At 51.9% G+C, this 26,363-nt stretch carries 22 protein-coding genes; 11 read left to right on the top strand and 11 right to left on the bottom strand.

Annotation, left to right across the window (positions count from 1 at the left end; all coding sequences use genetic code 11):
* Positions 1 to 55: 55 nt before the first annotated feature.
* Complete coding sequence (locus B153_RS0115125; RefSeq protein ID WP_020597571.1) at positions 56 to 625, top strand: acyl-CoA thioesterase; 570 nt, start codon at positions 56 to 58, stop codon at positions 623 to 625.
* Positions 626 to 818: 193 nt separating this feature from the next.
* Here B153_RS0115125 and B153_RS0115120 read toward each other — a convergent pair whose 3' ends face one another.
* The 7 genes from B153_RS0115120 to denD all read right to left on the bottom strand — a co-directional run bounded on the left by B153_RS0115120 (position 819) and on the right by denD (position 6,521).
* Entirely contained in the window at positions 819 to 1,847 is a 1,029-nt protein-coding gene (locus B153_RS0115120) for a methionine synthase (RefSeq protein WP_026262177.1), read from the bottom strand.
* A 61-nt stretch (positions 1,848 to 1,908) separates the two neighbouring features.
* On the bottom strand, positions 1,909 to 3,333 hold the full coding sequence (locus tag B153_RS0115115; protein WP_020597569.1) for a Gfo/Idh/MocA family protein: 1,425 nt from the start codon (positions 3,331 to 3,333) through the stop codon (positions 1,909 to 1,911).
* A gap of 66 nt (positions 3,334 to 3,399) precedes the next feature.
* Positions 3,400 to 3,906: a GNAT family N-acetyltransferase gene (locus B153_RS0115110; protein WP_020597568.1), complete on the bottom strand. Its 507-nt coding sequence runs from the start codon at positions 3,904 to 3,906 to the stop codon at positions 3,400 to 3,402.
* Positions 3,899 to 4,291, bottom strand: coding sequence for a hypothetical protein (locus B153_RS0115105; RefSeq protein ID WP_020597567.1), 393 nt, complete (start codon positions 4,289 to 4,291; stop codon positions 3,899 to 3,901). Before B153_RS0115105 ends, B153_RS0115110 begins: the two co-directional genes overlap by 8 nt.
* Positions 4,288 to 4,683 carry a hypothetical protein gene (locus B153_RS0115100; protein WP_020597566.1) on the bottom strand — a complete coding sequence of 132 codons (396 nt, stop codon included), beginning with the start codon at positions 4,681 to 4,683 and terminating at the stop codon, positions 4,288 to 4,290. Before B153_RS0115100 ends, B153_RS0115105 begins: the two co-directional genes overlap by 4 nt.
* Positions 4,680 to 5,462 (bottom strand): SDR family NAD(P)-dependent oxidoreductase, encoded by a 783-nt coding sequence (locus B153_RS0115095; RefSeq protein ID WP_020597565.1) that lies wholly within the window; start codon positions 5,460 to 5,462, stop codon positions 4,680 to 4,682. The genes B153_RS0115100 and B153_RS0115095 overlap by 4 nt, the downstream gene beginning before the upstream one ends.
* A gap of 111 nt (positions 5,463 to 5,573) precedes the next feature.
* Complete coding sequence (denD, locus tag B153_RS0115090; protein ID WP_020597564.1) at positions 5,574 to 6,521, bottom strand: D-erythronate dehydrogenase; 948 nt, start codon at positions 6,519 to 6,521, stop codon at positions 5,574 to 5,576.
* Positions 6,522 to 6,629: 108 nt separating this feature from the next.
* On the opposite strand from denD, the gene B153_RS0115085 reads away from it, so the two are divergent.
* The 3 genes from B153_RS0115085 (at position 6,630) to B153_RS0115070 (ending at position 10,210) form a co-directional block, all read left to right on the top strand.
* On the top strand, positions 6,630 to 8,045 hold the full coding sequence (locus B153_RS0115085) for a four-carbon acid sugar kinase family protein (RefSeq protein ID WP_020597563.1): 1,416 nt from the start codon (positions 6,630 to 6,632) through the stop codon (positions 8,043 to 8,045).
* Between the two features lie 164 nt (positions 8,046 to 8,209).
* Positions 8,210 to 8,467 (top strand): hypothetical protein, encoded by a 258-nt coding sequence (locus tag B153_RS0115080; RefSeq protein WP_157634709.1) that lies wholly within the window; start codon positions 8,210 to 8,212, stop codon positions 8,465 to 8,467.
* A gap of 354 nt (positions 8,468 to 8,821) precedes the next feature.
* Positions 8,822 to 10,210 (top strand): FAD-binding oxidoreductase, encoded by a 1,389-nt coding sequence (locus B153_RS0115070; protein WP_020597560.1) that lies wholly within the window; start codon positions 8,822 to 8,824, stop codon positions 10,208 to 10,210.
* 14 nt (positions 10,211 to 10,224) lie between these two features.
* Here the strand turns inward: B153_RS0115070 and B153_RS0115065 are convergent, their stop codons facing one another.
* From B153_RS0115065 to B153_RS0115055, 3 genes are read right to left on the bottom strand one after another with little or no spacing between them, the layout of a single operon-like run.
* On the bottom strand, positions 10,225 to 11,418 hold the full coding sequence (locus B153_RS0115065; protein ID WP_020597559.1) for a n-acyl-d-glucosamine 2-epimerase: 1,194 nt from the start codon (positions 11,416 to 11,418) through the stop codon (positions 10,225 to 10,227).
* A gap of 17 nt (positions 11,419 to 11,435) precedes the next feature.
* Positions 11,436 to 12,635, bottom strand: coding sequence for a sialidase family protein (locus tag B153_RS0115060; protein WP_020597558.1), 1,200 nt, complete (start codon positions 12,633 to 12,635; stop codon positions 11,436 to 11,438).
* Between the two features lie 11 nt (positions 12,636 to 12,646).
* Positions 12,647 to 13,351, bottom strand: coding sequence for a FadR/GntR family transcriptional regulator (locus tag B153_RS0115055; RefSeq protein ID WP_020597557.1), 705 nt, complete (start codon positions 13,349 to 13,351; stop codon positions 12,647 to 12,649).
* A 165-nt stretch (positions 13,352 to 13,516) separates the two neighbouring features.
* Here B153_RS0115055 and B153_RS0115050 point away from each other — a divergent pair, with 165 nt between their 5' ends.
* From B153_RS0115050 to B153_RS0115025, 6 genes are all read left to right on the top strand, one after another.
* On the top strand, positions 13,517 to 16,861 hold the full coding sequence (locus B153_RS0115050; protein WP_020597556.1) for a SusC/RagA family TonB-linked outer membrane protein: 3,345 nt from the start codon (positions 13,517 to 13,519) through the stop codon (positions 16,859 to 16,861).
* 36 nt (positions 16,862 to 16,897) lie between these two features.
* Positions 16,898 to 18,421 (top strand): RagB/SusD family nutrient uptake outer membrane protein, encoded by a 1,524-nt coding sequence (locus B153_RS0115045; RefSeq protein ID WP_020597555.1) that lies wholly within the window; start codon positions 16,898 to 16,900, stop codon positions 18,419 to 18,421.
* 90 nt (positions 18,422 to 18,511) lie between these two features.
* Positions 18,512 to 19,444 carry a dihydrodipicolinate synthase family protein gene (locus B153_RS0115040; RefSeq protein ID WP_020597554.1) on the top strand — a complete coding sequence of 311 codons (933 nt, stop codon included), beginning with the start codon at positions 18,512 to 18,514 and terminating at the stop codon, positions 19,442 to 19,444.
* A 34-nt stretch (positions 19,445 to 19,478) separates the two neighbouring features.
* The gene (locus B153_RS0115035) at positions 19,479 to 20,594 is read left to right on the top strand and encodes a Kelch repeat-containing protein (protein WP_157634708.1); all 1,116 of its coding nucleotides are present in this window, start codon (positions 19,479 to 19,481) and stop codon (positions 20,592 to 20,594) included.
* A 4-nt stretch (positions 20,595 to 20,598) separates the two neighbouring features.
* Entirely contained in the window at positions 20,599 to 21,882 is a 1,284-nt protein-coding gene (locus tag B153_RS0115030; RefSeq protein WP_020597552.1) for an MFS transporter, read from the top strand.
* Between the two features lie 24 nt (positions 21,883 to 21,906).
* Positions 21,907 to 23,928: a family 20 glycosylhydrolase gene (locus B153_RS0115025; RefSeq protein WP_040761470.1), complete on the top strand. Its 2,022-nt coding sequence runs from the start codon at positions 21,907 to 21,909 to the stop codon at positions 23,926 to 23,928.
* A 104-nt stretch (positions 23,929 to 24,032) separates the two neighbouring features.
* On the opposite strand, the gene B153_RS0115020 is transcribed toward B153_RS0115025, so the two are convergent.
* Complete coding sequence (locus tag B153_RS0115020; RefSeq protein ID WP_020597550.1) at positions 24,033 to 25,679, bottom strand: glycoside hydrolase family 32 protein; 1,647 nt, start codon at positions 25,677 to 25,679, stop codon at positions 24,033 to 24,035.
* A gap of 96 nt (positions 25,680 to 25,775) precedes the next feature.
* Between B153_RS0115020 and B153_RS0115015 the strand changes: the two genes are divergently transcribed.
* Positions 25,776 to 26,342, top strand: coding sequence for a DJ-1/PfpI family protein (locus B153_RS0115015; RefSeq protein ID WP_020597549.1), 567 nt, complete (start codon positions 25,776 to 25,778; stop codon positions 26,340 to 26,342).
* Positions 26,343 to 26,363 lie beyond the last annotated feature (21 nt).

Below are 26,363 nucleotides of genomic sequence, written 5' to 3'. Positions count from 1 at the left end.
TTTATGTTTGGCGTTCGAACACCTATATCGCTCACTAACCTCAATCTGCCTACTTATGACAGCCAAGCCTGTTAGCTATTCACGTACTACGCTTACTGAGTTGATGATTCCATCGTATGCCAACTTTGGCGGACGTGTTCACGGCGGTATTCTCCTGTCACTGATGGATAAAGTTGCCTATGCCTGTGCTGCCAAACACGCTGGGCAATATTGCGTGACGGTATCGGTAGATGGTGTCAACTTCCGCCAGCCAGTTGAAGTGGGCGAACTGGTTTCACTGCTGGCTTCGGTCAATTATGTGGGTCGTACATCACTGGTTGTCGGAATAAAAGTAATAGCCGAAAATGTACGACTAGGTACTGTGAAGCATACCAATACCAGTTACTTTACGATGGTTGCCAAGAACGAAGCCGAGCAACCCACCGAAGTTCCTCCTCTTTTGCTCGAAACGCCTGAAGACGTACGCCGTTTTCTGGAAGCCATGAAACGGAAGGAATTACGTACTTCATACAGCGAACATTTTGACAATGCCCGAACCCGTATGCTTTTGAACGAAAACCTTGACAAACTCCAGCAGGAACGCTGCCAGCTTACCGATAGCCTGAACCGGGATTTAACAGATTAAGTGATTTACAGGATTTTGTTGGTTCGATTTTCAAATGAATTCATATTGGGCCACTCCTTGATTGCACGATATGAGTATGCCGCATTGTAGTCATACGAATTGCATTATCCATCTTAATCCAAGAACAACATAGGTTTTACTGGCGTCTCACTAACAAAATCCTGTAAATCAATCAAATCCGTTAAATCCTGGTTCAGAGTTCAGCCCGTACTAATTTGGCACCGGCCACCATGTTCGTTAGTTTTTGTTTGGCAGCCCAACGGGCCGTCTGACTAAGGCCACAATCTGGGGCTACAGCCAGTTTCTCTGCTGGAACATAGGGGAGGCACTTTCGGATTCGTTCGGCAACATCCTCAGGTGTTTCGATATAGTAGCTTTTAACGTCGATAACTCCCACGGCCACATCGAACCGTTCGGCAAATCGTTCGAGCAGGTTTACTTCCGAAAAATTTAGTACCGTCATCTCGGTATGCAACTCGTCTACGTGCATATCGAGAAAATCGGGCAGCATGGGTGCGATGGTCTTTTTCCCTACCGAACGGCCTTTATAATTCCCGAAACATAAGTGCATCGACAGGCGCGTTTTTCCAACACCTGGTGCCACCGTCCGGTTAAAAATATCGACGAATCGTTTGGTATCCTCCCGGTAGGCATAGCACGACATGGATGGTTCATCGACGCAGATTTCGGGTACACCCAGTTCGACTAGTCGGGCAATTTCCTGACTGACCAGGGGTAGTATGGCCTCGGTCACCTCCCAGCGATCTTTATAAAGATGTCCGGGCAGTAATCGGCCACTCAGTGTATACGGTCCAGGGATCGACACCTTAATGCCCTGCCCTTCGGGGGCCAGCCGCTTTAGTCGCAAATACTCCTCAACAACGCCTAATCCTTTAGGGGCTGTAAGAGGTTCAAGAATGTTATGTTTCCCACGTTGATCATGAGCGGGTGGCCCAAACCGACGCAGTTCCGTTTCATTGTTCTGAATGCCGTGGATGTAGCCGTAGAACGACAGATTAAAATCGAAGCGAGTTTGTTCACCGTCGGTGATCACATCCAATCCAGCCGTAACCTGATCGTGAACTGAGGCAATCACGGCATCTTCAATGAGTTCGTTAATGTCGGCAGGGCCGAATTGCGTTAGGTTCTGACTCGAAAATTCGAGCCAGCCTGGAAAAGGCATTGACCCTACAACGGTCGTTTTGATAGGAACAGGCTGCACAGGTTTTGTTGAGTTTAGGGGTTGATACGATCATTATTTGGTACGAATAGGAACCAGGGCACTAGGTAGCCTTCGGAATTTTCATGGCAATCGGGTCCCAGTGGATTACTTTTCGTTGGGCTGCGCTAAGGTTGGCAGCCAGCGACGGAGCAGCGGCCCGCAGGCCAAACTCGGCATCTTCCCGAACCAGTGATGGGTTGTTTTCCCGAATGGCATTGAAGAATACAATCATATGGTCGAGCCGGTCGTCGTAGCCATCCGGAGCCGTGTAGGTAACCACAGGTTCGTTCTGTACGGTTCGGGTAAACTGGCTGGCCGGGTATTTCTGCTCATATTGTCGGATGAACTCCTCCTGCATGGCCTGTGGATAGGTAAACAAGGCATCGTAACCCCGGCTGTACATGGGCGCATTGGGCCGTTTGAGCCGATTCATAACGAACGAATTCCAGCCTATATCAATAACGCCTTCTGTACCAACCAGCCGGGTATGAATATCGCCACCCGCGCCCGTAGCCAGGTTTACGCGGGTAGTAAATTGAAACGAGGGATGCTTGTCCGTTTTGGGATAGTCCATCATAGCCGTTACCAGATCATACGCATCGCGCCCATCTTTCCAGAAATTTAGATCCCCGAGCGCAAAAATCCGGTTCGGCCCCAGCGAGCCCGTAATGGTATGAACGCCCGTAATCAGGTGCACAAACAGGTCGCCCGCTACCCCTGTACCGTAATCTTTGTAGTTCCGCCAACGGAAAAATCGCTCCGCCTGAAAAGGGTGTTTGGGGGCATCACCCAGGTATCGGTCCCAATCCAGGTCTTTGGGGTCCAGATTGGGAGGCATCGTATACTGCCAGGCCCCTAATGCATCCGTCCGATCCAGAAACGTTTCTACCGACGTCAGTTCACCGATGTGTCCGGCCTCATAACGCCGTTTGGCTTCAAGCACAGCCGAGGCACTTGCCCGCTGGCTACCCACCTGAAATACTTTGCCTGATTTCTTGTGAGCCGCAATAACGGCCTGCCCTTCTTCGATGTGGTGTACCATGGGCTTCTCGCAGTACACATGTTTCCCGGCTTTCAGTGCCGCAATCGAGATATGGTCGTGCCAGTGATCGGGTACACAAATCAGAACCGCGTCAACCTCTTTCCGGGCAAGTATTTCCCGATAATCGCGGGTGGTGAACAGATCCGGACCCCACACTTCCTTTGCCCTTACCAATCGCGGATCGTATAAGTCTGCCACAGCGACTACCTTCGTACCGGGTACTTTGAGCGCACAATCAAGATCGTAATGACCGATGATGCCAGCCCCGATCAAACCAATATTGATGGTGTCGGCCACGGAGCGAGGCTGTATGATCTCAATCAGATGTTCGCGATGGGCTGTTTTTGAGGCAGCAAAGGTTTCGGCATCAACCAGGGTAGTTCCTCCGGCCAGCAAAGCCGACGTACCTCCGAGCCGACGGAGGAATTTACGACGTGAATGCATAGGTAGGGTTTATTTGCAGGAAGCCGAAATTACAATTTTACCGATAAAAAGTACTACGCTTACGCGCTACCGAGTTGGGTATTCCCACCAAAGCATGTCTTCAATTTGATCGAACAACCGAAATCCGCACTTTTCCAGCACTTTCTGAGAGGCTACGTTTTCGGCCTGTGTGTCGGCAATTACCCGCTGAACATCAGGCTGTTTGGCTGCCCATGTAAGGAGCCCACCCACCATTTCGGTCATGTAGCCCTGCCGATGTACAGCGGAGTATGTACCGTAGCCAATTTCAATGGCACCCGTCTCGTCGGGCTCCCCTTTAAATTTGGCTTCGGCCACAAATTGCTGTTTTTCGCGGTCGATGGCCATCCAGAGTGTGTGGTAAAGCGGATCGTTGGTGGGATCTTTCAACCGGGGAATAGTAAAGTGAATGACGATGCTCAGTACGGGTTCAACCAGTTCCCGATAGCCCGTTCGGAGTCCCATAGCTTCTTCCAACTGGTGGGTATCGACTATGTACAGATAGAGTTGCTTAAGCGTAAGCGGAACAATAGTCAGGCGCTGGGTTTCAACCATTTACCTTGTATTTTTCTAAATTAAAGCCAACCAGAGGTCCAACAAAAATATATGCCTTCTGAACTAATCTTCCGTAGAACTCTACATTGTTTTCCTCCCAGCCAGTTTCACTATCGACAGATACACCATATTCGGCTAATTTATCGGTATCGAATAGTAAAATACCCGATAAATTTAAAAGCTCCTGCTTTGTTAAAACGCTTTGTACCTGTTTAACCAAATACTTTAAAGCACTTGGTTGGTCTTTATCAATCCACGTTGACGCCACTAACATATCCCAGGCAATAGCATCCTCGGGTAATACTAAAGCATATAAAGTAAATGGCCCTTTCTCCTCTTCTATAACTTTGCGCAACTGACCTATTTTATTAGCAAGTGCTTTCATAAAATGCTAAGTAACGTTTTCGCGGCACTAATCATTCTGGCGGCAGACAAGATCGTTTCAGTACCTGTTATCGCATAACGCAACTCCGGCTTCCACAGTTTCAAGTCAGACCATTCAGCTAAATAGAGCGTTTTAACTGTATCTTCAACTCCCGATAATCGAAGCAGAATATCAAAATCATGTGTTTTAAAACTGCTTAGTCCCTGAAATTCACCGTTTGTCTCAGGAAAGCCACGCCACTTCAATGTTTTACAGATACGCAGTTTTAAACCAATCTCAACCGCATAGCCACTTAGATAACTAGCTCCATCAAAGCGTTTAGCCTTTAATAAAAGCTCAGCATCTGCTAAACGAGCCGTTGCAATTTTCTTTAGTTCAGCTCTAGGAATCATAATTGCCCTTCACTAACACTCCAGCCACCATCGACAGTCAGAACCTGCCCAGTAGTAAAGACCGAATAATCGGACATAAAATAAACAGCGGCCCCGTCCAGATCGTCGGGCTGGCCGATACGCCCTCCATCCAGAGGTTGCTTTGTTCTGGTGAAAGCCAGTATTGTATCGTCCTGAACGGCGCGTTGCGCCATGGGGGTTTCGACTAGTGCCGGGGCCAGTACATTGACGCGGATATTGTCGTTGGCGTAGTAAGCGGCTACCGATTTCGTAAAGCCAATTACGGCCGATTTCATAGCTGCATACGCATGGGTAGCAAAATAGGTCGGGGAAGGGCTTGACCCCAATACCGAGCCCATGTTCAGAATAGTACCGCCACTACCTTGTGCCCGAAACGCCCGCACAGCCGCCTGATTGGACAGCATGAGCGAGGTTAGGTTCAGGTTGACCGTGTAGTTCCAGCCATCGAGGGTCAGATCATGCAGAGGGCCATCGCCAAACCGCCGACCGCTGCCCCCGGCCACGTGATACAGTCCATCGAAACCGCCGAAAATCTGTTGACAAAGCGCAATGGCTTTGGGTGCGGTTTGCGGATCAGAAGCATCGCCCGACATCGCCAGACCATTTCCATCCAATTGTCTTTCAGCAGCGGTGCAACTTTCGGGATTACGTCCAACCACCACAACCTGTGCGCCTTCGCGTATAAAAGCCAATGAAGCTGATAGCCCCATGCCTGTGGTGCCACCAATGACCACAATCTTTTTAGAATCTAACCACATTCGGATATACTGATGAATTAGACATGCAAGAAACAAAATTGACCGACTATCGCCAATAAGTCCTTAAGATTGTTACTTACCTGCCCGTCATCGGCTGGAGCCCACCTGATTTCATAAGCGATCATTGGCTATAAACTGCCTGATGAAGTCATCGAAATGGGCATCGGCCTGAAATCCCAGCCGCAAGGCCCTTGTGTTATCGACCCGGCCCGGCCAGCTACTGACAATGGCATTGATAGCCGGGTCGGGTTTGAACTGCACTCGGGCAAGTGCGGCTTTACCCGCTATCCGTTCGAGCGAATCCAGCATGTGTTGAACGGTTACGCTAATTCCCGGCAAGTTGACGGTGCGCCAGTCGCCAAACGTTGCCCCATCCAGCATCGCTCCTTTCAGTATATTTTGAATTACCGTATCCGGGCTCGACAACCATAGGGCCAATTCGGCCGATACCGGACAAATAGCCTCTTCACCCTGAATAGGCTCCCGAATGATACTACTGACAAACGAAGAAGCCGCCTGATTGGGCCGACCGGGCCGAACACAGATGGTGGGCAATCGGAGTATCCGGCCATCGACAAAGCCTTTTCGGGTATAATCGTTCACCAGCAATTCGCCGATCGCTTTTTGGGCTCCGTAGGATGATTGTGGTTTTACGGCCACTGCTTCATCCACAATGGCCGGAAGCTGGCCCCCATACACCGCCAGCGAACTGGAAAAAACAAACCGGATAGCCGGGTTTTGACGTCGACAGGCTTCCAGCAGATGCCGGGTAATATCCAGATTGACTTTCCAGCCCAGATCAAAATCTTTCTCAGCATGACTGCTTACGATAGCCGCCAGATGAAATACGATTCCCGTTCTGGCCTGTATGATGTTTTCGGCTGCACCTTCATCGGCCAGGTCTAGCTGCTGGCAAACAATTCGTGCATCGTCAACCGGCTTCGGTGGCAGCACTACATCGATCAGACAGAGTTCGTCAAACGCAATCGAACTGCTCAGAAGAGCTTTTGCCAGACGCTGTCCCAGAAATCCCGCTCCACCTGTTATAATTAGTTGCATAGTGCTATATCCTTTTGATCTATGTAAAGCCGCAATCGAGTTGAAACTCCTGATGAGCCAGTAAACTATCGGCTTCATACGGGTCTTCGAGAACCAATCAGACGACATATGTATCCATCTGTGAATCAGAAACTAGCGCAACTACCCCCCGACTATCCGACCGATATGTTACCAGCCATTCGGGACGCATTCGAAAAACGGCAGCAAACGATTGTTGTGCTCGACGACGACCCTACCGGCACCCAGACCTGCTATGATGTTATTGTCCTGACCTCCTGGCGTGCGGAGCTTATTGCCGAAGAATTGCGAAAGAAACCTGCCATTCTGTATATCCTCACCAATTCCCGCAGTTTACCTGAAAGCGGAGCCGTTGCAATGGCTCAGGAAATTGGGCAAAACCTAAAACAAGCCGTTCGTGAAAGCGGTCGCGACATTGTGGTTATCAGCCGAAGCGATTCTACCCTACGAGGTCATTTTCCGGCCGAAGTAGATGCCGTTGCGCAGTCGTTGGGTATGACTAACGCCATTACGGTGCTGATTCCCGCGTTTATTGAAGGCGGCCGCTATACCATCGATGATGTCCATTATCTGGTCGAAAACCAACAGCTGGTGCCCGTTTCGAATACCCAGTTTGCTCAGGATGTGGTATTTGGCTATACCCATTCGAATCTGAAGCAGTGGGTTGAGGAGAAAACAAATGGCCGAATACAGGCATCGGATGTTCACGCAATCAGTCTTGACGAAATTCGCACAGGTGGCCCAGAGGCTGTCAGCGAAGCACTCATACACTGTGCCGACGGCAACGTTTGCATTGTCAATGCGGCCAGCTATCGTGATCTGGAAGTGGTGGTAATGGGGTTACTACTGGCCGAAACAACAGGCAAACAGTTTCTGTACCGAACGTCGGCTACGTTTGTTCCGATTCGCGCTGGATTAGCATCGAGCAAACCATTCATTCCTGCCAAAGCAACACATCCATCAGCCAATGGCTATCTGGTTATCGTAGGCTCGCACGTTCCCAAAACCACCCAACAGCTAAGCCGGCTCCTGGAGCGGGAAACGTATAAGACCATCGAAGTTGACGTTGCTGCCCTGCTGACCCGTAGCGATTCGTCGTTGCAGGTCAATGAGATAAGCCAGCAAACAGACCAATGGCTCGTAGCCGGAGAAAATGTTGTCCTGTATACCAGTCGTCAGCAACGTGTAGGTGCCAACTCATTAGAGAGTCTGACAATACATTCAGTAGTCTCTGACTTTCTGGTCGATATCCTGCAAAATCTCTCCATCCGCCCGAAGTTCATGGTAGCCAAAGGGGGCATTACATCCAGTGATATGGCATCGAAAGGACTAGCGGCCGAAAAAGCTCTGGTGCTGGGCCCCATCATTCCCGGCGTACCCGTCTGGCAAATGGCCGAAGGCAGTAAATTTCCCGGTATTCGCTATGTTGTTTTCCCAGGCAATGTGGGCGATGAGGCTGCCCTCGAAACCGTTTGCCAGTTGATGGATGCGTCTTATTCTGGCTAATGTATATACTTGTCCTGTTCCTCTCCTGGCAAGCTTTTTTCAGGATTTATTCCCAACAATCGAACGAGTCAATTATTTGAAAAAATGAAAGTGACAATTGCGAAAAATCGCAGTCAAATACAGTACAGAAGTTAAGGTTCTTTATGGCAACAAGTTTTATTGATATGAATTCTCAGGAAACTTTTCTGGCGGTTTTTCAACTCCAGGAAATGCCCGGCGTTGTTGCATTCGACTCAACAGACGATGCTATAGAGTTTCTGGAAACAAGTGTAGCCCTGGGCGACTTATCACCGTTGGGCGTCGTCGAATGGGATGAGAACAAGCACAGCGCTAAAGAAGTGTACTGGCAATATAATACCTCCATTTCACCCGGCATGATCATGGCAACCGCTTTTCAGGGTTACGTGGGCTGCCGAAATTAACCTACCTACCTAACAGATTACCAACCTATAGAAAGCCCTGCGACTCGTTTGCAGGGCTTTTCTGTTTGGTTTATGAGTGTTCTACCCCACCCCAATCCCTCCCCTGAAATTAGGAGAGGGGGCATACGGGAGCCTTGATTGAGTTGCTATCCTACTTTTTACTGACATCGTCAGCCACGTTAACCGTCACATTCGTTACACTTCCCGAATTGGCCGTGGTTCGACCTATCGAATACCCCAGCACTGCGGTCATAGTATGAGTTAAGCAAATCCAGGAATAGTAGTAATGAATCGTCTGTGTGGCCTTTAGGTAAGCAAGCCATTTCCTGATTTTTCACTACAGTCTACCCAATCATGTCCGATATTGTCGAGCTACTGGTTAATACGTTTGGTAAAAGCGGTGTGCTGACCCGTGAAGAAGCCAGTACGCGCGTAGCCAGCCACTGGAAGCAGGCCGGAAGTCTTAACTGCCGGGCGTTACTGTTACCCCAAACAACCCAGGAGGTTTCCCGGATGCTGCAAATCTGCCATGAATTTCACCAACCTATTGTACCACACGGTGGATTGACCAATGTGGTTGGCGGCACCGATACGCATGCCCACGAGATTGCCTTGAGTCTGGAGCGAATGAATCAGGTCGAACAAATCGATGTGGTCAACAAAACCGTAACCGTACAGGCGGGGGTTGTGCTGCAACAGCTACGCGAGCAGGTAGCCATGCAGGGGCAGCTGTTCCCGCTCGATCTGGGGGCTAAAGGCAGTTGTATGATTGGCGGAAATATCGCTTCCAACGCCGGTGGGCTGCAAGCCCTGCGTTATGGGGTCATGCGCAATCTGGTGCTGGGTCTGGAGGTTGTTCTGGCCGATGGCACCATCGTTTCGTCGATGAACAAAATGATGAAAAACAATGCCGGGTACGACCTGAAACAACTTTTCATCGGCTCCGAGGGAACGCTGGGAATTATTACCAGGGCTGTGCTGAAACTGGACGATCTGCCCCGAAGCCGCAACACCGCTTTTATCGCCGTAGACAGTTTTGACAAAGCCAATGCCCTGTTGCTGGCGGCCAAAACCTACCTCAGGAATGAGCTTACCAGTTTCGAATTGCTGTGGCAGGACTATTACCAGTTGATGACGTCGAAGCCTGCCCTGTTCGCACCGCCTTTGCCTCAGGGTTATCCCTTTTATGTGTTGCTGGAATCGCTCGGGCAGGATGCCGACAAAGACAGACACCAGTTCGAAGCCTTTTTAGAACACGCTCTAACGACCGATCTGATCGTTGATGCGGTGATGGCGCAATCGCAAAAAGAGCTGGACTGGTTCTGGGGCATTCGCGAAAACGTAGAGTTTATTTTCACCATTCATCGACCCGTTTTTCTGTTCGACATCAGTCTCGCCATTTCCGAGATGGATGCCTATATCAAAACGATACGATTGGCCCTTCAACGCCTGTGGCCCGACGTATACCTGTACGCATTCGGGCACATGGGCGATGGTAATCTTCACCTATTCATCAGTTGTGGTCAGGACGACCCACCTACCAAACACGCGATAGAAGAGATTCTGTATACCCGGCTCCAGCCGATTGGCGGCTCCATAACCGGCGAACATGGCATTGGCCTGGAGAAGAAATCGTGGCTCTATCTAAGTCGTACGCCCGAAGAAATAGCCTTGATGCGAACGCTCAAAAAAGCGCTGGACCCACGAGGTATTCTCAACCCTGGAAAACTATTACCCGACTAATTCCAACAGGCATTTTATAGATTCTGGAGGTTTTCCAGCACCTGCCAGCACTGATATAAGCCACGGGGAACGTGGTAACAGCCTTTCCATTTGCCGCCTTTCAAAGGAAGCAGTACTTCGCCCCGGCGGTTCAGGTAGCCAAACCACTCGCCATTGATCGGGTCCGGAAAATGCGACCAGGTGTAGGCATGGACCCGTTCGAACCATTCCCAGCAAGCCTGATTGCCCGTTAGCTGATACCCTTTCAACAGACTGATCAGCGTTTCGACATGCACCCACCAGAGCTTCTGATCCCACTCCAGTTGCTGGGGCGGATGGCCACTGGCGTCCATGAAGTATAAAATCCCACCGAAATCCGTATCCCAGGCATAGGTCAGCGTATCGAGCGTAATCTGCACCGCTTTATCCACTAGTGCGCGATCGCCCCGCCGAACGGCCAGATCCATACTAAACCACATGGCTTCAATAGCATGGCCCGGATTGAGCAATCGGCCTTCAAACGAATCGGACATACGTCCGTCGGGCGTAACATTCTCCCGAATCAGTCCTAAGTCTGGATCGAAAAAGACCGTCATTACTTCGTGAATACATTCGTCGATGGTTTGTTCCACCAAAGGCTTATCCAGCAGGGGTTCGATTTCGAGCGCCAGATTGCAAAGGATCATCGGCAGGGCAAAATTCTTCAGCGGACGCGTACCGGATACGGCTTTGTTCCAGGCCCCTTTGGGGTTATCGCGCCGGGCCAGAATCTGCCGGAAGGTCGACTCCGCCAGATGGGCGTATTCATCCCTGCCCGTAGCCAGCGAGAGTTGCCCGAAGGCCATAGTGGCAAAGCAATCGGAAAAAATATTGTACGGCTGTACCAGCGGTTTACCGTCGCGAGTGGTCGAAAAATACCAGCTTCCGTCTTCGGCCCGCCCATGCTTTTGCAAAAAATCGGCTCCAAGTTGAGCCATGCCGAGCCAATCGGCCTTCTGGTCTGGAAATAGGCTACCCACCCGGTTATAGAGCATGGAAAATGTCCAGACTTGCCGGGCTTGCAGCCAGATAAACTTATCGGTATCGTATACCTCCCCGGTGCGATCCAGACAGGTGAAAAAACCGCCGTGTTCCCGGTCGGGCGAAAAACGCTGCCAGAACGGAAGAACATCATTCAGCAGATTGTCGCGGTATAGCGCCGTGTATTGCGCAACGGTTGAGGATGTCATGAACGGAAATCGTGTAGTTACTGGGTCAGCCAATCGTAGGCAAAGTGGGCGTAGATGATCGTTGTGTAATTGTCGCGCTCGTAAAGGACCCCAATCTGACCATCCTGCTGGACAACCAGATCCGAATAGGCCGCTGATCCGGCATAAATCTCCCGACCTGCCGACCAGCTTTTTCCATCGTTCTGGCTGATGCGAACGGTCAGTTTCTCCCGTTTGGTCTGGCTATTCGGATTGGCGAAAATGAGTATGTTTTGGCCACCGTTCCGGTAATTGATCATGCTTCCTTCACAAACCGGGTCGGGCAGATCATTGGCTACGGTTACCTGGCTCCAGGTTTCACCCGCATTCGTTGAGGTCACCAGCAACCGATTCTTCACGTCGCCCGATTGATTCCGGCTATTCATCAGTAGGCTCCCCGTTGAGGTTTCGGCGGCTGTGCTCTCATTGCCACCCGGATAGGTCACCGTGGCCGATAGCTTCCAGGTCTTTCCGTGATCGTCGGAGTAAAAGCCATGTGCCCGATAATCACGAAACTGGGGTTGCGGGGCCCCTTCCGAATGATTGGCCGCTACAAACAACCGCCCTTTATACCGCCCATTCTGAATCTGAAGCGCATGACCCGGTGTGTTGGCATACGAGCGCCAATCTTCCGAAAAGGTATAAGTGGGGTTAACATCGGGTTTGTTCGGGCGATTGACCGATGTTGTAATGTTGACGGGTTCCGACCAGGTTTGTCCGCCATCGGTGCTGGTTTTATACCACACTTCCCGAATGGCCTTCCCGTTTCGCACCTCTTTTTCCGAGGCTGTTCCGGTATTATAGAGCAAAAACAAGCGCCCGTTCCGAAACCGGGAATCGGTCTGGTCGAAAACGGGAGCCGGGTTACCGGCCTGTGCCTGCCCGAAATCGACCACCACGCGCAACGGGCTCCACGTCTGCCCATTATCCCGGCTGGTTCGCAATACAATGTCCACATCGCCATAGTCACCACAGTCGGTTTTGCGCCCTTCTGCAAAAGCAAGCAACTCGCCGGAAGGTGCTTTCACGACAGCCGGAATCCGATAGCAGGTATAGCCATCTTCGCCATTGCGAAAGACAGTGGTTTCATCGACACTCGGTTTACCAGTCGCAGCAGAAACCGATTGAGCGTCGGCCGGTCTGGGCGCGACTGATCCACAGGCCGCAAGGCCCAGGCATACCAGGAAAGGGTAAAGCATAGAAAGATTCGTTAAAACAATCTCTGGAAATGATTCTCGAAATGATTGCGCATGGCATTACGGAAGGTTTCGGGATTGCCGTGTTGAAGTACATCGACCAGCCCCCGATGCGACACAAATTTTTTATGCTGAATGGGCTTTTTCAATAGGCCACTTTCGTGAACGTATTTAAAAATGGGCAGCAGCATCCGCTGAAATCGGCGAAGGGTCTCATTGCCCGTAATGTCGTACAGCTTGCCGTGAAACCGAACTTCCTGGTCGGCATCAAAGACCATTTCCTGTGTATTAATCGGCTCATCGGCTACAATGGCATATAGTTCGTCAATATCGGCCTGGGTAATCCGTTCGAACAGCAGATCGCCCATGCCAATTTCCAGTACCATCCGCAGTTCAAAAATATCGCGGAGCGTCTCGTCATTCAAAATCCCCGGATACATACTTTTTTCAAGCAGGGCCAGTGGGTCAGGGTACGTAATAATAGTCCCGCGTTTCTTTTTGGACTCGATCAAGCCCCGCGTGCGCAGCCGGAGCATAGCCTCCCGAATCACCGTCCGACTGACGCCCAACTGCGTCGCCAGCTCTACTTCTTTCGGAATCGCATCACCCGCTTTCAGACGATGGGTATTGAAATAGTCCAGCAAATCGGCTTCAATCTTATCGACCAGTGTATTGGGTTCATTCGATTTCGACTCGGATTGCATACCCGTGTAATCCATATATTATGTATGATTTATAAAAAGTCAGCCTGTGTAATAAGTCCGACAATATTCGACAAAAAGAATAAGAAATAAAAAATATTCCTGTTTTTTTGATTATTAAGTATAACATAATAATTTTGACCCATCGATTTATTCCTAGTTTCACCCAAAAAGAGTTAATCAATGCGAACTTATCCTATTACAATCAGGCGATATGTAATACTTATTATCGGCCTACTCTTTTGTCTGACTGGCTGGGCACAGACCGTTACCCGAACAGGAACCGTTCGGGACAAACGTACTGGCGAAGGATTGCCCGGTGTCAACCTAACCATCAAAGGCACCAGCCGGGGTACGGTGTCGGACAGCGATGGGCGTTTTTCCCTACCCGCTCAGTCGGGCGATGTATTGGTTGTTTCACAGATTGGGATGGCAACGCAGGAAATCGCCCTGGGTAGCCAGACGACCCTCACTATCGACATGGCCGAAAGCGCCCGTAGTCTCGATGAGGTAGTCGTGGTTGGATACGGTCAGCAGAGCAGACGGACGCTGACGGGCTCAGTGGCCAGTATTGATAATACGGTACTGAAATCGGTTCCGCGCACCAATGCGGCTACGGCCTTGCAGGGTACGGCCCCCGGCTTACGGGTACAGCAAACCTCTGGTCAGCCCGGAGCAACGCCTACCATCGTGCTGCGTGGGGGTACGGATTTCAGCGGTTCCGGTACGCCTTTGTACGTAGTGGATGGGGTAATTGTACCTTCATTATACGGCATCAATGCGCAGGACATCGAAAAAATGGACGTACTGAAAGATGCCGCGTCAACGGCTATTTATGGGGCACGGGCCGCCAACGGGGTTATTCTGGTAACGACGAAGAAAGGCAAAAAGGGCCGCACTTCGGTGACCTATACGTTTAAACATGCCGCCAACTACATCCGCCGGAACCCGCTTCAGTACATGAGCGCCGAAGATTACATAAAATGGAACCGACGGGGTCTTGCCAGCCGCTACGCAGCCGCTCAGGCCGACAACAATACGGCCGAGATGAACAATACCCGCAACCAACTGACGGGCGCCTGGGGCTGGGGACTGAACTCAGGCTGGACGGCTCCCGACGGGAAATATTCGACCCAGCAACTAACCAACACCAACCGGGGCCTACTCAACGATCCGCAATACCACCTGCTGGTCGATCAGAATCCCTTTAACCCGGCGCAGATGGACAGTATTCTGTATCGATCGACTACCCAGCGCCAACTGGAAGACCTGATTTTACAAACCGGCGTCCTAAACGAACACTACCTCAACGCGTCGGGCGGAAACGATATGGGCAATTTCTCCCTGGGCGTAGGTAGCCTGAGCGATCAGGGAATCATCATCGGTTCGGGACTGAAACGGCTGAATCTGAATTTTAACGGTGGGCTGAATGTCGGCAAAAATCTGACCATCGGACTAAACCTGGCGGCTTATAGCGCGAGTAGTACCCCTTCGTACCTCACCGCCGACGCCAGTGGCAGTTTGTCTGGTGGCATTGTGCAACGGTTTACGGGCATTGCCCCTACGGTTCGACTCACCCGTGACGGCACTGGCGAACAGCTACCGGGCGTAGATGGCAGCACACTTGGCAATCCGGCTTACTTCAGCGACAAGTTTATCAATACAACCAACGAGCAGCGGTATTCGGGCGGTCTGAATGTAGAATATCGGCTGACACCCTTCCTGAAAGTATTGGGCAGTGCTTCCGGCTATTACCGCTACACCACCAACGATCAGTTCACCAAAGCGTACATTAATGGTACGGGTGGGGCGCTCGTTTCGACCCGCAACGCATCGTTCTCCAATGTGCGCACCAGCCAATACACCTACAACGGGTTTCTGCAATACGACAAGGATTTCGGCCTGCACACAGTGTCGGTACTGGGGGGCGGTGAATTTTACGAATATCGCCAGTATTCCTACGGGGCTTCAGCCAATCTGGCGGCTACTGATTTTATTCCCTGGCTATCGGCATCAACGGCAGCGGTGGGCATTCCAACATCGGCCTTCAATAGCTGGCAACGGCTGGCATCGGGCATTGGCCGGGTCAATTACAATTATGCCGATAAGTACCTGCTAACCCTGAACATGCGTTACGATGGCACGTCCAAACTGACAACAAATCGCTACGGTTTCTTTCCGGGCGTATCGGCGGGCTGGAACATGAGCAACGAAACGTTTTTTGCCAACTCCCCCCTGAAACAGTTCGTATCGGTACTGAAGCCCCGTATCAGTTGGGGCGTAAACGGCAGCATTAATCCGCTGGATGCCAACGGCAACCCAATCATCGGCGACTACGCAACCACGCCCCAGTATGCCAACGTCGGTATCTACAATGGGCAACCTGGTTTTGCCGCCAGCGGCATTACCAACACCGATCTGCGCTGGGAGCGAGCCAGTACCCTCAACATCGGACTCGACCTGGGCTTGTTCAATAACCGAGTTACGTTCATTGCCGATTACTTCATCCGAAATGTATATGACAAAATCTCGACGCTCAACATTCCGGGCTGGACAGGCTATAGCAGCTACGTAACCAATCTGGGTCAGCTACAGAACCGGGGGATTGAACTGGACATCCGTACGCAGATTATCCGGCCCAAAACGGAGGGTGGATTATCGTGGTCGGTCAATGCGAACCTGTACAGCGTGAAGAACTTTGCCATCAAATTGCCCAACAACGGCCTCCCCCTGAATCGCCAGAGTGCGTCGCAGGTATTTGACCCGGCTACCAATCAACTGGTTTGGGTAGGGGGTTTGCAGGAAGGCAAACGCATTGGACTCGATCAGGTCTACGCGCCCATTTACGACGGTATTTACACCACGCAGGCGGAACTCGATGCCCGCGCCAACTTCTACAATTCGTACCTGCCCTATACCAATAAACGGATCAAACTCCTGGGCGATGCCCGCTGGCGCGACCTGGACCACAACGACTCGCTCGACTACCGCGATTTTGTGTACGTAGGCCGTACGACGCCAACCGTTCAGGGCGGGTTTTCATCGAACCTGAGCTGGAAAGGGTTTACGTTGTTTGGTCAGTTCGATTATTCGTTAGGGTTTGTGATTCTGAACCAATCCTATCTGCGGGGTATGTCGCAGGTGCAGGGGTCGCAGAATGGGCCGGTGGATATTACCAACACCTGGTCGCCGGATAATCCGACGGGTACGCTACCCCGCTATTACTGGGCCAACTACGCTCGTAACTACTTTACCGATGCGGGAGGCAGCACAACGGCTCCGGCCAACTTCTGGCAAAAAGGCAACTACGTAGCGCTGCGTGAACTGACGCTCAGCTACGATACCCCCGCTCAACTGCTGGAACGACTGAGCCGCAAACGGGTACAAGGCCTGCGGGTGTTCCTGACGGGTTCCAACCTGGTGTATTTCACCAAATACAACGGCACATTCCCCGAAGTAGGCGGCAACGATGTTGGCCGTTTTCCGCTACCCCGTACTATCACCTTAGGCGCTACGATCAGCTTATAGGCTGCTGTTTGAAGCTACAACACAAACCGAATCCTCATGAAAAAACATACACTTACCCTCGCTCTTACAAGCTGTTTGAGCCTATCGGCGGGGCTCTTTTCCTGTCAGCAGCAGTTGTCGGAAGTTGTCCCGCAAACGTCGCTCAATCAGTCGCTGGTCTTGTCGGATGCCAATGCCGCTCAGACGTTGTATACAGGAGTTTATGCTTCACTGCGTACGTATCAGGCTACGTTATTTCAACTGGGCGAAATGCGCTCCGACATTTGGGCCGACGGCCTCTATACCGAATCGGAAGATGGCACCCTCAAACAGCTCTGGTCGCAAAACATCAGCGCAACCAACGTTCCGTTTACCAACTGGGCAGGTCTGTATACGCTTATCGACCGCATCAACACGGTCATTAAGTTATTCCCCAGCTCTCCCCTGGCCGAAACTACCCGCAATCGGTATCTGGCCGAGATGTACGGGTTACGGGCCTATATGTATTACACCCTGCTGAAAACCTGGGGCAGCGTTCCTATTACTACCGAACCCGTTACGTCGGTCGACAATCTGAGCGATCTCTACCGTGAGCGATCAACCCCCGAAGCGGTTATGCAGCTTATTAAAAACGATCTGGAGCAATCGCTGACCCGGTTTGCGGGCGACAATTCGTTTACGGCCAAACGCGTTTACTGGAATCGGGCTGCTACCCTGACTCTCAAAGGCGACGTATTTATCTGGTCAGGGACACACATGGGGGGCGGTGCCGCTGATTTTACGACTGCCCGAACGGCACTGGACGAAGTAAAAGGGCTATCGACGCTGGGGCTGCAAACCAGCTATGCCGACATCTTCGACCCTACCAAAGAAACCAACAACAAGGAAATCATCTTCGCGCTGAGTTTCGAGAAAAACGAGTCGACCATGAATGCTTACGGGAGTTTTCAGGTCAACACCACGCAGGCCGGAACGCTCGTGCTCGACCCCGTACCTGGCCCAGCCGTAACCGTTAGTTCGGCGTATCCGTATGTGGCCGGAGCTAGTCGGGTGGGGATGTCGCAAGCTATGATCAATCGATTGAGCGATCCGAAAGATAGTCGGATACGGTCTTCGTTCCGGGTCATGTATCGCAACACAGCGGGCAATCCAACAGCGGGTGTACTACTGACGAAATTCATTGGCCGGGTCGATGCCGGAACACAGTTGTACGACAACGACTTCCCGATTTACCGCTATGCCGATGTGCTGCTCTTACTGGCCGAAGCCAAAGCCAAATCGGGTGTTGATCCTTCGGCCGAAATAAACGCCATTCGGGCCCGGGCGTATGGATCAGGCTATACGCCGTACACCAATGGAAGCCTGGATGCGAATATGAATGCGATTCTGGACGAATACCTGCGCGAATTTATTGGGGAAGGCAAACGCTGGTGGGCACTCCGCCGGGCAGGCAACGCCTATGTGTTCAGCGCGATCAACCCGGTATACCTTCCCACCTCGCAACCGTATAAGCTCATCCTTCCGATTTCCATCACGATGCTGAACACCGATCCGAAGCTAACGCAAACGGCTGGGTATTAATCGAAATTTTTCATCATAGGTTGGTAATTCTGGCATTTCTCCGGGAGATTTCCCGGAGAAACCTAAACACTAACCGAATTCAAGATACGCATGACTAGTCTATCAAAAATTACGGGCCTGGTAGCCGCTCCGTTCACCCCAATGTATCCTAATGGCGAGCTTAACCTCGACCTTATTCCTCAATACGCCCGATTGCTGGTGCAGAATGGGGTAAAAGGGGCTTTCATCGGCGGCTCCACGGGCGAAGGCGTTTCGCTGTCTTATCCCGAAAAACAGCAGTTGATTCAGGCATGGGGCGCGGTTGATGAGCCAGACTTGCAGAAAATCATGCTGGTTGGGGGTACCTCGCAGTCAGAAAGTATATTATTGGCCCAGCAGGCAGCCCAGCAGGGGTTCGATGCCGTCGCGGTACTGGCTCCCTACTATTTCAAACCCGCCACCGTCGAGTTGCTGGCACAGTTCTGCATCGGGATTGGTGAAGCAGCTCCTGAAATTGGCCTCTATTTCTACCATATCCCTGCCCTGACGGGAGCAAATCTGTCGATGATTGATTTTCTGGCCTGTATCGATGGCCGATTGCCCAACTTTCGGGGCATCAAATACACCCACAACGACCTGATGGATTACCGCCAGTGCCTGCTGTATGGTCATGGGAAATATGACATTCTGTGGGGTTGGGACGAAATTTTCCTGGCCGCTATGGCCATGGGGGCACGAGGAGCCGTCGGAAGTACCTTCAATTATGCAGCCCCGGTCTATCATGAACTTATGGCCGCTTTCGAGGCCGGGGACGTGACGAGAGCGCAGCAAATGCAGGATCGATCCATCCAGATTGTGCGGCTGCTGGGTAAGTATGGCGGCATTGCTACCGGGAAAGCCTATATGCGGGCCATTGGCCTGGATTGCGGACAGTTCCGACTGCCTGTCAGGAACATGACAGATGAGCAGTACCAGGCGTTTCTGGACGACTTACAAACGATTGATTTTCATGCGTATGCGTCGCAGATGCCAGTAATGGCCTGAGCTCATGAACCGGCTGTTTATACCCCTACTTCTCATGCTAACCTTACCGAATCCTCTTCCGGCGGACGCGCAATCCTCACTGCGGTATGCTACACTGCCGGAATTGCCCGGCATCGACGGGAAACCCAATCCTGGTGTGGCGGGGGCTTTTGCAGGAATCAGCCATGGGGCCTTGCTAGTGGCTGGCGGTGCCAATTTCCCCAATGGCTACCCCTGGCAAAACGGTCGTAAAGCGTGGCAGTCGACCATCTATGCACTTTCGGAGCCGGGCAGGTCGACCCATTGGCAATCAGTCGGTACGTTACCAAGACCGCTGGCCTATGGCGCGTCGGTAGTCTGGAACGAACGACTCATCTGTATAGGCGGTACAGACGCTGAGCAACCGTATGCAGCCGTCTTTTCATTGACCTGGCAGCCAGACACCCGGCAAGTGCATACCGAAACCTTACCCGATTTACCGCTGGCATTAGCGAATCTGTCGGCGGCTGTGTTGGGGCATGAACTGTACGTATTCGGTGGTGAGTCGAGCCGGGGTTCTGTCAGAAGCCTGTTCGCGTTGAATCTGCAACATCCCGAATCGGGCTGGCAAACCCGCGCCGATCTACCCGGGCAAGCGCGGAGTTTTACGGCTCTGGTGGCCCTGCCACAGGCCGATGGCGGCAGCCTCTTTGTGCTGGGTGGTCGGCAAACGGTGGCCGGACAGACCACCATTTTTGGAGATGCCTATCAATACCAACCCAGCCAGAACAGTTGGCAGCGGTTAGCGGATCTGCCCGTGGCCGTGGCCGCCCATGAAGCCGCTGGTCTGGGCGCCAATCAGGTATGGCTTTTCGGAGGGGACGACGGGGTTCGGCTTCGGCAAATCGAAGCGCTCAACAACCGGATCGCAAACCAGCCGAATCATCCTGACCTGTCGACATGGATGACGCAGCGAAACGATCTGCAGATGAACCATCCGGGTTTCCGACGCGAAATCTGGCAATATCGGACTGATACCAAGCGTTGGTCGGTAGTCGGGCGTATGCCTTTTCCGGCTCCAGTTACCACAACAGCGGTTCGGCTGGAAAAATCGTTTCTTTTACCTTCCGGCGAAGTATCGCCCGGCATTCGTACCCCTGCTATCCGGCTCATCACCCCTGCCAGCCCCTAACCGTATGAATAAGAACGACTTTACACGACAGTATGCCTGGGTAGTTGTGGGGCTGCTCTGGCTGGTGGCTATGCTGAACTACATGGATCGGCAGATGCTGGCTACGATGCGTCCATCCATGCAGGTCGATATTCAGGCGCTCCAATCGGCCACCAACTTCGGACGGCTAATGGCTATTTTTCTCTGGATATACGGGCTTATGAGTCCGGTGTCGGGCCTGATTGCTGATCGGTTAAACCGAAAGTGGCTGATTGTCGGGAGTCTGGCGGTATGGTCAGGGGTTACCTTTTCGATGGGCTATGCCACTACGTTCACCCAGCTTTATAGCTTACGGGCCATTATGGGCATCAGCGAAGCCCTGTACATCCCGTCGGGTCTGGCCATGATTGCCGATTACCACACCTCCCGCACCCGGTCACTGGCCGTCGGTATCCACATGACGGGGTTGTATGCGGGTCAGGCACTGGGTGGATTTGGAGCAACGGTGGCCGGAACCTACTCCTGGCAACTGGCTTTTCAGGTATTTGGGCTGGTTGGGTTGGTCTACGCCCTTGTCCTGAGTCTTTTTCTCCGGGAAATCCGTCGGGAGGTCCACTCAGCTCAGTTGGAGTCATCGCGGCTTAGAACCACTCGTTCGCCCTGGGGAAGCTTGGCGATACTGCTAAAAAATCCATCGTTCTGGGTGATCCTTCTGGTCTATGCCATCCCCAGCCTGCCGGGTTGGGCAACGAAAAACTGGTTACCAACCCTGTTTGCCACGAATCTTTCCATCGACATGGCCAGTGCAGGCCCACTTTCCACCATCAGCATTGCCGTTTCTTCCTTTATTGGCGTCATTCTGGGCGGTATCCTGTCGGATCGATGGGTGCAAACCAATGTGCGGGGACGAATTTATACCAGTGCCATTGGGCTGTCGCTGACCATTCCCGCTCTGATGTTACTAGGCTTTGGAAGTTCACTGATCCATGTGGTGGGTGCCGCACTTTGCTTCGGAATAGGCTTTGGGATGTTCGATGCCAACAACATGCCCATTCTCTGTCAGTTTGTTCCGGCTGAACGACGGGCAACGGCTTATGGACTAATGAATATGACGGGCGTGTTTGCCGGGGCAGTGGTGACAGACTGGTTAGGCAAATCGACCGATGCCGGAAGTCTGGGAACTGGGTTTGCCTGGCTCGCCCTCATCGTTGTGGGCGCATTGATTATGCAACTGGTATGGCTCAAACCCAAAGCCATCGACTACCTCTCAACCGACAAGGCAACCAACCCGCCGTTGCTTCGCCTATAGCGATTTCCCACATTCTTGTATTCCATGACATGTACTCGTATTGCCTTGATGCTGTTGAGCTTCATTCAGCAGGTAGCGACTGCCGGACACCCTCCTCTATTACCCGCACCTCAACAGATTAGCTGGACAGACCAACGCTTCTCAATAAACGGCACAATAACTATTACCACAACTACCCCCAATTGCCAACCTATTACCGATTCGCTGAAAAACTGGCTCGAACGTTTCCCAAAAACGTCTGTTCGGGCGGTGGCTGACTCTACACATCAACGGACAACGAAGCAGATTGGCCTACGACTTGAGCCAAACGGATTATTTCGCAATCAACCCGAAGGCTATTCGCTTACCGTTTCCGGCTCGACCATTCACCTGAGTGCCGCCACCGGGCAGGGGCTATTCTGGGCCTATCGAACGCTCCAGCAACTGGTTCAGCACCAACCTCAGCCCTATCTGGCAGGCTGCCGGATTACTGACTTTCCGGCCTTTCCGATCCGTGGCTTCATGCACGATGTGGGGCGCAGTTTTATTCCGATTGAACGACTGAAAGAGCACATCGCGATCCTGTCCCGCTATAAAATCAATACCTTTCACTGGCATCTGACGGAAGACCTGGCCTGGCGGCTGGAAAGCGACGTTATTCCTTCGCTGACGGATTCTGCGGTGACTCAACGCTTTCCCGGCCTTTTTTATACAAAACAACAAGCCCGTGAGTTGGTCGATTTCTGCAAGGCCCTACATGTTCTGTTGATCCCGGAAATTGATATGCCGGGGCATAGCGGGGCTTTTCGGCGGGCAACCGGGTACGATATGCAGAGCGACTCCGGTAAAGTACTGGTAAAGAAACTCCTCCGGGAAGTCTGTGCATTGTTCGACGTACCGTATATCCATATTGGCACCGATGAAGTTGCGTTTAAGGATGCGCGGTTTGTACCCGAAATGGCAGCGGCTGTACGGGCCTGTGGCAAGGAAGTCATTGGCTGGTATCCGGGGGCGGCCCTGGATACCAGCGCCATCCGGCAACTCTGGATTCGCAACAACCGACCGCTGCCCCCTATGAAATTCATCGAATCCCGAAATCTGTACTTTAATCATTTTGCCACCCAGGCCGATCTGATCGGATTGTTCCAGCGGAATTTGTGCGATGTGCCGAACGCTACGCCAACCAGGCTCGGGGCTATTGGCTGTATCTGGAACGACCGGAAACTGACCGATGTGGATCAGATCGAACGGCTGAACGGGTTTTACCCCCTGATGCTTACCCTGGCCGAACGGTCCTGGCGGGGCGGTGGGCAGGCAGAAACGGCTGCTGGCGTTGTTCTAACGGACAAGGGCGCTTTTGCGGAGTTCGAAAACCGACTGCTGATGCACAAACGACTGCATTTCAGCCGGCTTAATTTCCCCTATGTGGCTCAGTCAGCACTGCATTGGCGACTAAGCCAACCTTATCCAAACGGTGGCGACCCGCATGCTTCATTTCCGCCTGAAACCGAACCTACCGATTTTGCGGGAAATCCAGCAACCGGGGCCACTATCTACCTTAGGCATACGTGGGGGCCAGAAATAGTTCGCGGGTATATCGACAAGCCCAGACCGAATCATACCGTTTATGCCTACACGTATGTATACTCGCCCCGCCACCAACGCGTGGGTGCCTGGATTGATTTTCATACGTATGGGCGTTCCGAAAAAGATGCATCGCCCCCGGCTGGCCAGTGGGATTACAAGGGTAGTCGCATCTGGATCAATGGGAAGGCAATCGATCCGCCCGTATGGTCTACGCCCGGTTTGCACCCGGTCGATCTGGAAACGCCATACACCAATGAGCCCTACGAAAACCGCCCTCCTGTAGTTGTTCCCTTACGTAAAGGGTGGAATAAAGTACTGCTTAAACTTCCCGTCGGTGCTTTTCAGACAGCCGATTATCGTCTGGTCAAATGGATGTTTACCTGCGTTTTTGTCCGTCCGGCTGGTATGAACTACGAAATAGCGGAGGAGTTGATCTTCTTACCCGACCGACATCTTTCTACTCAAAAAGCAAACGACTAAGCCCCGTTCATGGTCGATCCAAGGGTATACTGGCCATATGAGGTTATCCAGAAAGACCTGCCGTATAAAAGCGTTTTGGCTTGAAGGTTAGTAGTGCGCTCTGCTTATTTCCAGATCGATTTGGCCGTGTATAGGTTAAAACGCTTCACATCAATGCGATTCCCCCAAAACTGAATACCCTCTTTGGCGGTCGAAACAGGCTTTCGTTCCAGTGAGTACGAATAAGCCCCTCCATCAATGAACACTTCGATGCTGGTTCGATCCACATAAATATCGGCCGTAACTTCCATACTGGTCATATCCTCCGGGGAGTAGAAGACGCCATTAACCCGATTCGCATTCAGGTCATAATCGAGGATGCGCTGACCGAAAAGCGACACCCCCGCACTGGTTGCATGCGAGAGTTTAAGGGTTGTTGTCAATCGAAATCGGTCTAGTTCTTTAAACGATTTCAACCTTTCGTTGGCTTCTTCCGCATTCAGATCGCCCGCTTGTTGAACCAGACTAAACAACGACTCCGTCTCTTTGACGGGTACACTAACCAGACGAGGGCCATTTTTGGTGGTTCGAAGCTTTAGCTCGGTAGGCAGGAGCATCTGGTTGTTGAAGGGCATACCCGGCTGCGAAATGCGTCCCCAGCCAATCTGAATGCGTCGAGGATCGCTGTCGGGCATATTGGCAAAAGTCTGTGCGGCATAGATGCTGCCCGTGGTATAATAATGCTTGCCCGATTCAGGCGTAAAGGTTTTTCCATCAAACGCGCCAATCATATACGTAGCCGACGCCCCGTACATGACCCATTTTGTCTTACGTTTATCCCCGTCAACTGGTAATTCGAATAAATCCGGGCACTCCCAAAAACCCGTTACATGGCTCTGATACGTCCACTCTTTCAGGTTTTTCGAAGTATAGATCGAATGACCGTCCCGCTCGTTAAGAACCATCACCCAGTGGTTACCCGGCTTGTACCAAAATACCCGTGGGTCGCGCGTATCCTTGCTGTTCCATTTCGCTTTGGAGTCGATGAGTGGATTCTTGGCATACTTTGTCCAGGTGCGGCCTTTGTCCAGGCTATAGGCCATACACTGAATCTGTTTGTCTGGATTATCGACGGTAAAAATGGCGATCATGGCAGGGGTGTTGCCTCGGTTGAAGCCTGCCGTATTCGCATAATCAATGACGGTTGAACCCGAAAACATCGTTCCCAGGCTATCGGGCGAGAGGGCCGTCGGCAATTCCTCCCAATGAATCATATCCCGGCTGACCGCGTGACCCCACGACATGTTTTCCCAGTCTCGTTCGTAGGGGTTATGCTGATAAAACAGATGATATTCACCCTCATAAAAGATCATGCCGTTAGGGTCGTTGATCCAGCCCCGACGGGAAGAGAAGTGATATTGTGGCCGATTTTTCTCGGTATACAGCGAATCCTGCCCGGCAATTTTATCATCCTGGTAGATTTTGGCTAATCCCTCCGAATTGCCATCATAGCTAATGGTAAGGGTTTTCCCCTGATGAGCAGTCATGTCGCAAAACACCCAGTAATCGGGCTTATCGGTCGCCAACCGTATCTTAAACGACCGCTCCGGCTTACCCTGAATCGTAAACTGCATGGTTTTCCGGCTCTGCGCCTGCGAAACGGGCAGGTTCAGGTAGCGTTTGGTAATCGTTATGGACAGGTTCTGGGCCTGAAGTGAGCCACGGATCCATACGAACAGGAACAGCAAGACGAGTTTACCGACTGATTTCATTCACGTTAGGGGGTTTATCCGATTGAAGTATAAACAGCGGGGTTTATACTTTATGGTACAGAGATCGAAGAAACCGTGTTCTAAATCCTTATCTACATGAATCGCAGAATTTTGGTCGTTACGGGCGATGGAGGAGAAAGTTATGAAACCCTGTATGCTGTACATCGTTTTCAGGAAGAAGGCGACACCACTGTGATTGCTGCACCCAGCAAACGCCGACTCAATCTGGTAATGCACGATTTTGAACCGGGCTGGGATACCTATATGGAGCGCCCCGGTTATTGCCTGGCTTCCGACCTGACCTTTGCCGACGTGGTCGTTGAGGATTACGACGCCATTCTGCTGCTGGGAGGCCGTGCTCCCGAATACCTCCGCAACCATGCCCCCCTGCTGGATATAGTCCGGGAGTTCGACCGCCAGGGCAAATGGGTCTTTGCGATCTGCCACGGCATTCAGATTCTGGTCACGGCAGGGTTAGCGAACAACCGTACCCTCACGGCCTATGAGCATGTACGCGCCGAAATTGAAATGGGTGGGGGAACCTACGCGACCGAACAGGCCGTTCGCGACCGGAATATGGTTACGGCCCAGACCTGGCAATCGCACCCCGAATTTTACCGGGAGGTATTTGCCTGCCTCAAGGAATCAGAACTAGTAGGGTAATACCAGGCCAGGACCTATCCA

This window comes from Spirosoma panaciterrae DSM 21099, from assembly GCF_000374025.1.
GTDB lineage: Bacteria > Bacteroidota > Bacteroidia > Cytophagales > Spirosomataceae > Spirosoma > Spirosoma panaciterrae.
The sequence above is the reverse complement of the archived record's forward strand: the minus strand, read 5'-3'. Positions and strand labels throughout refer to the sequence as shown.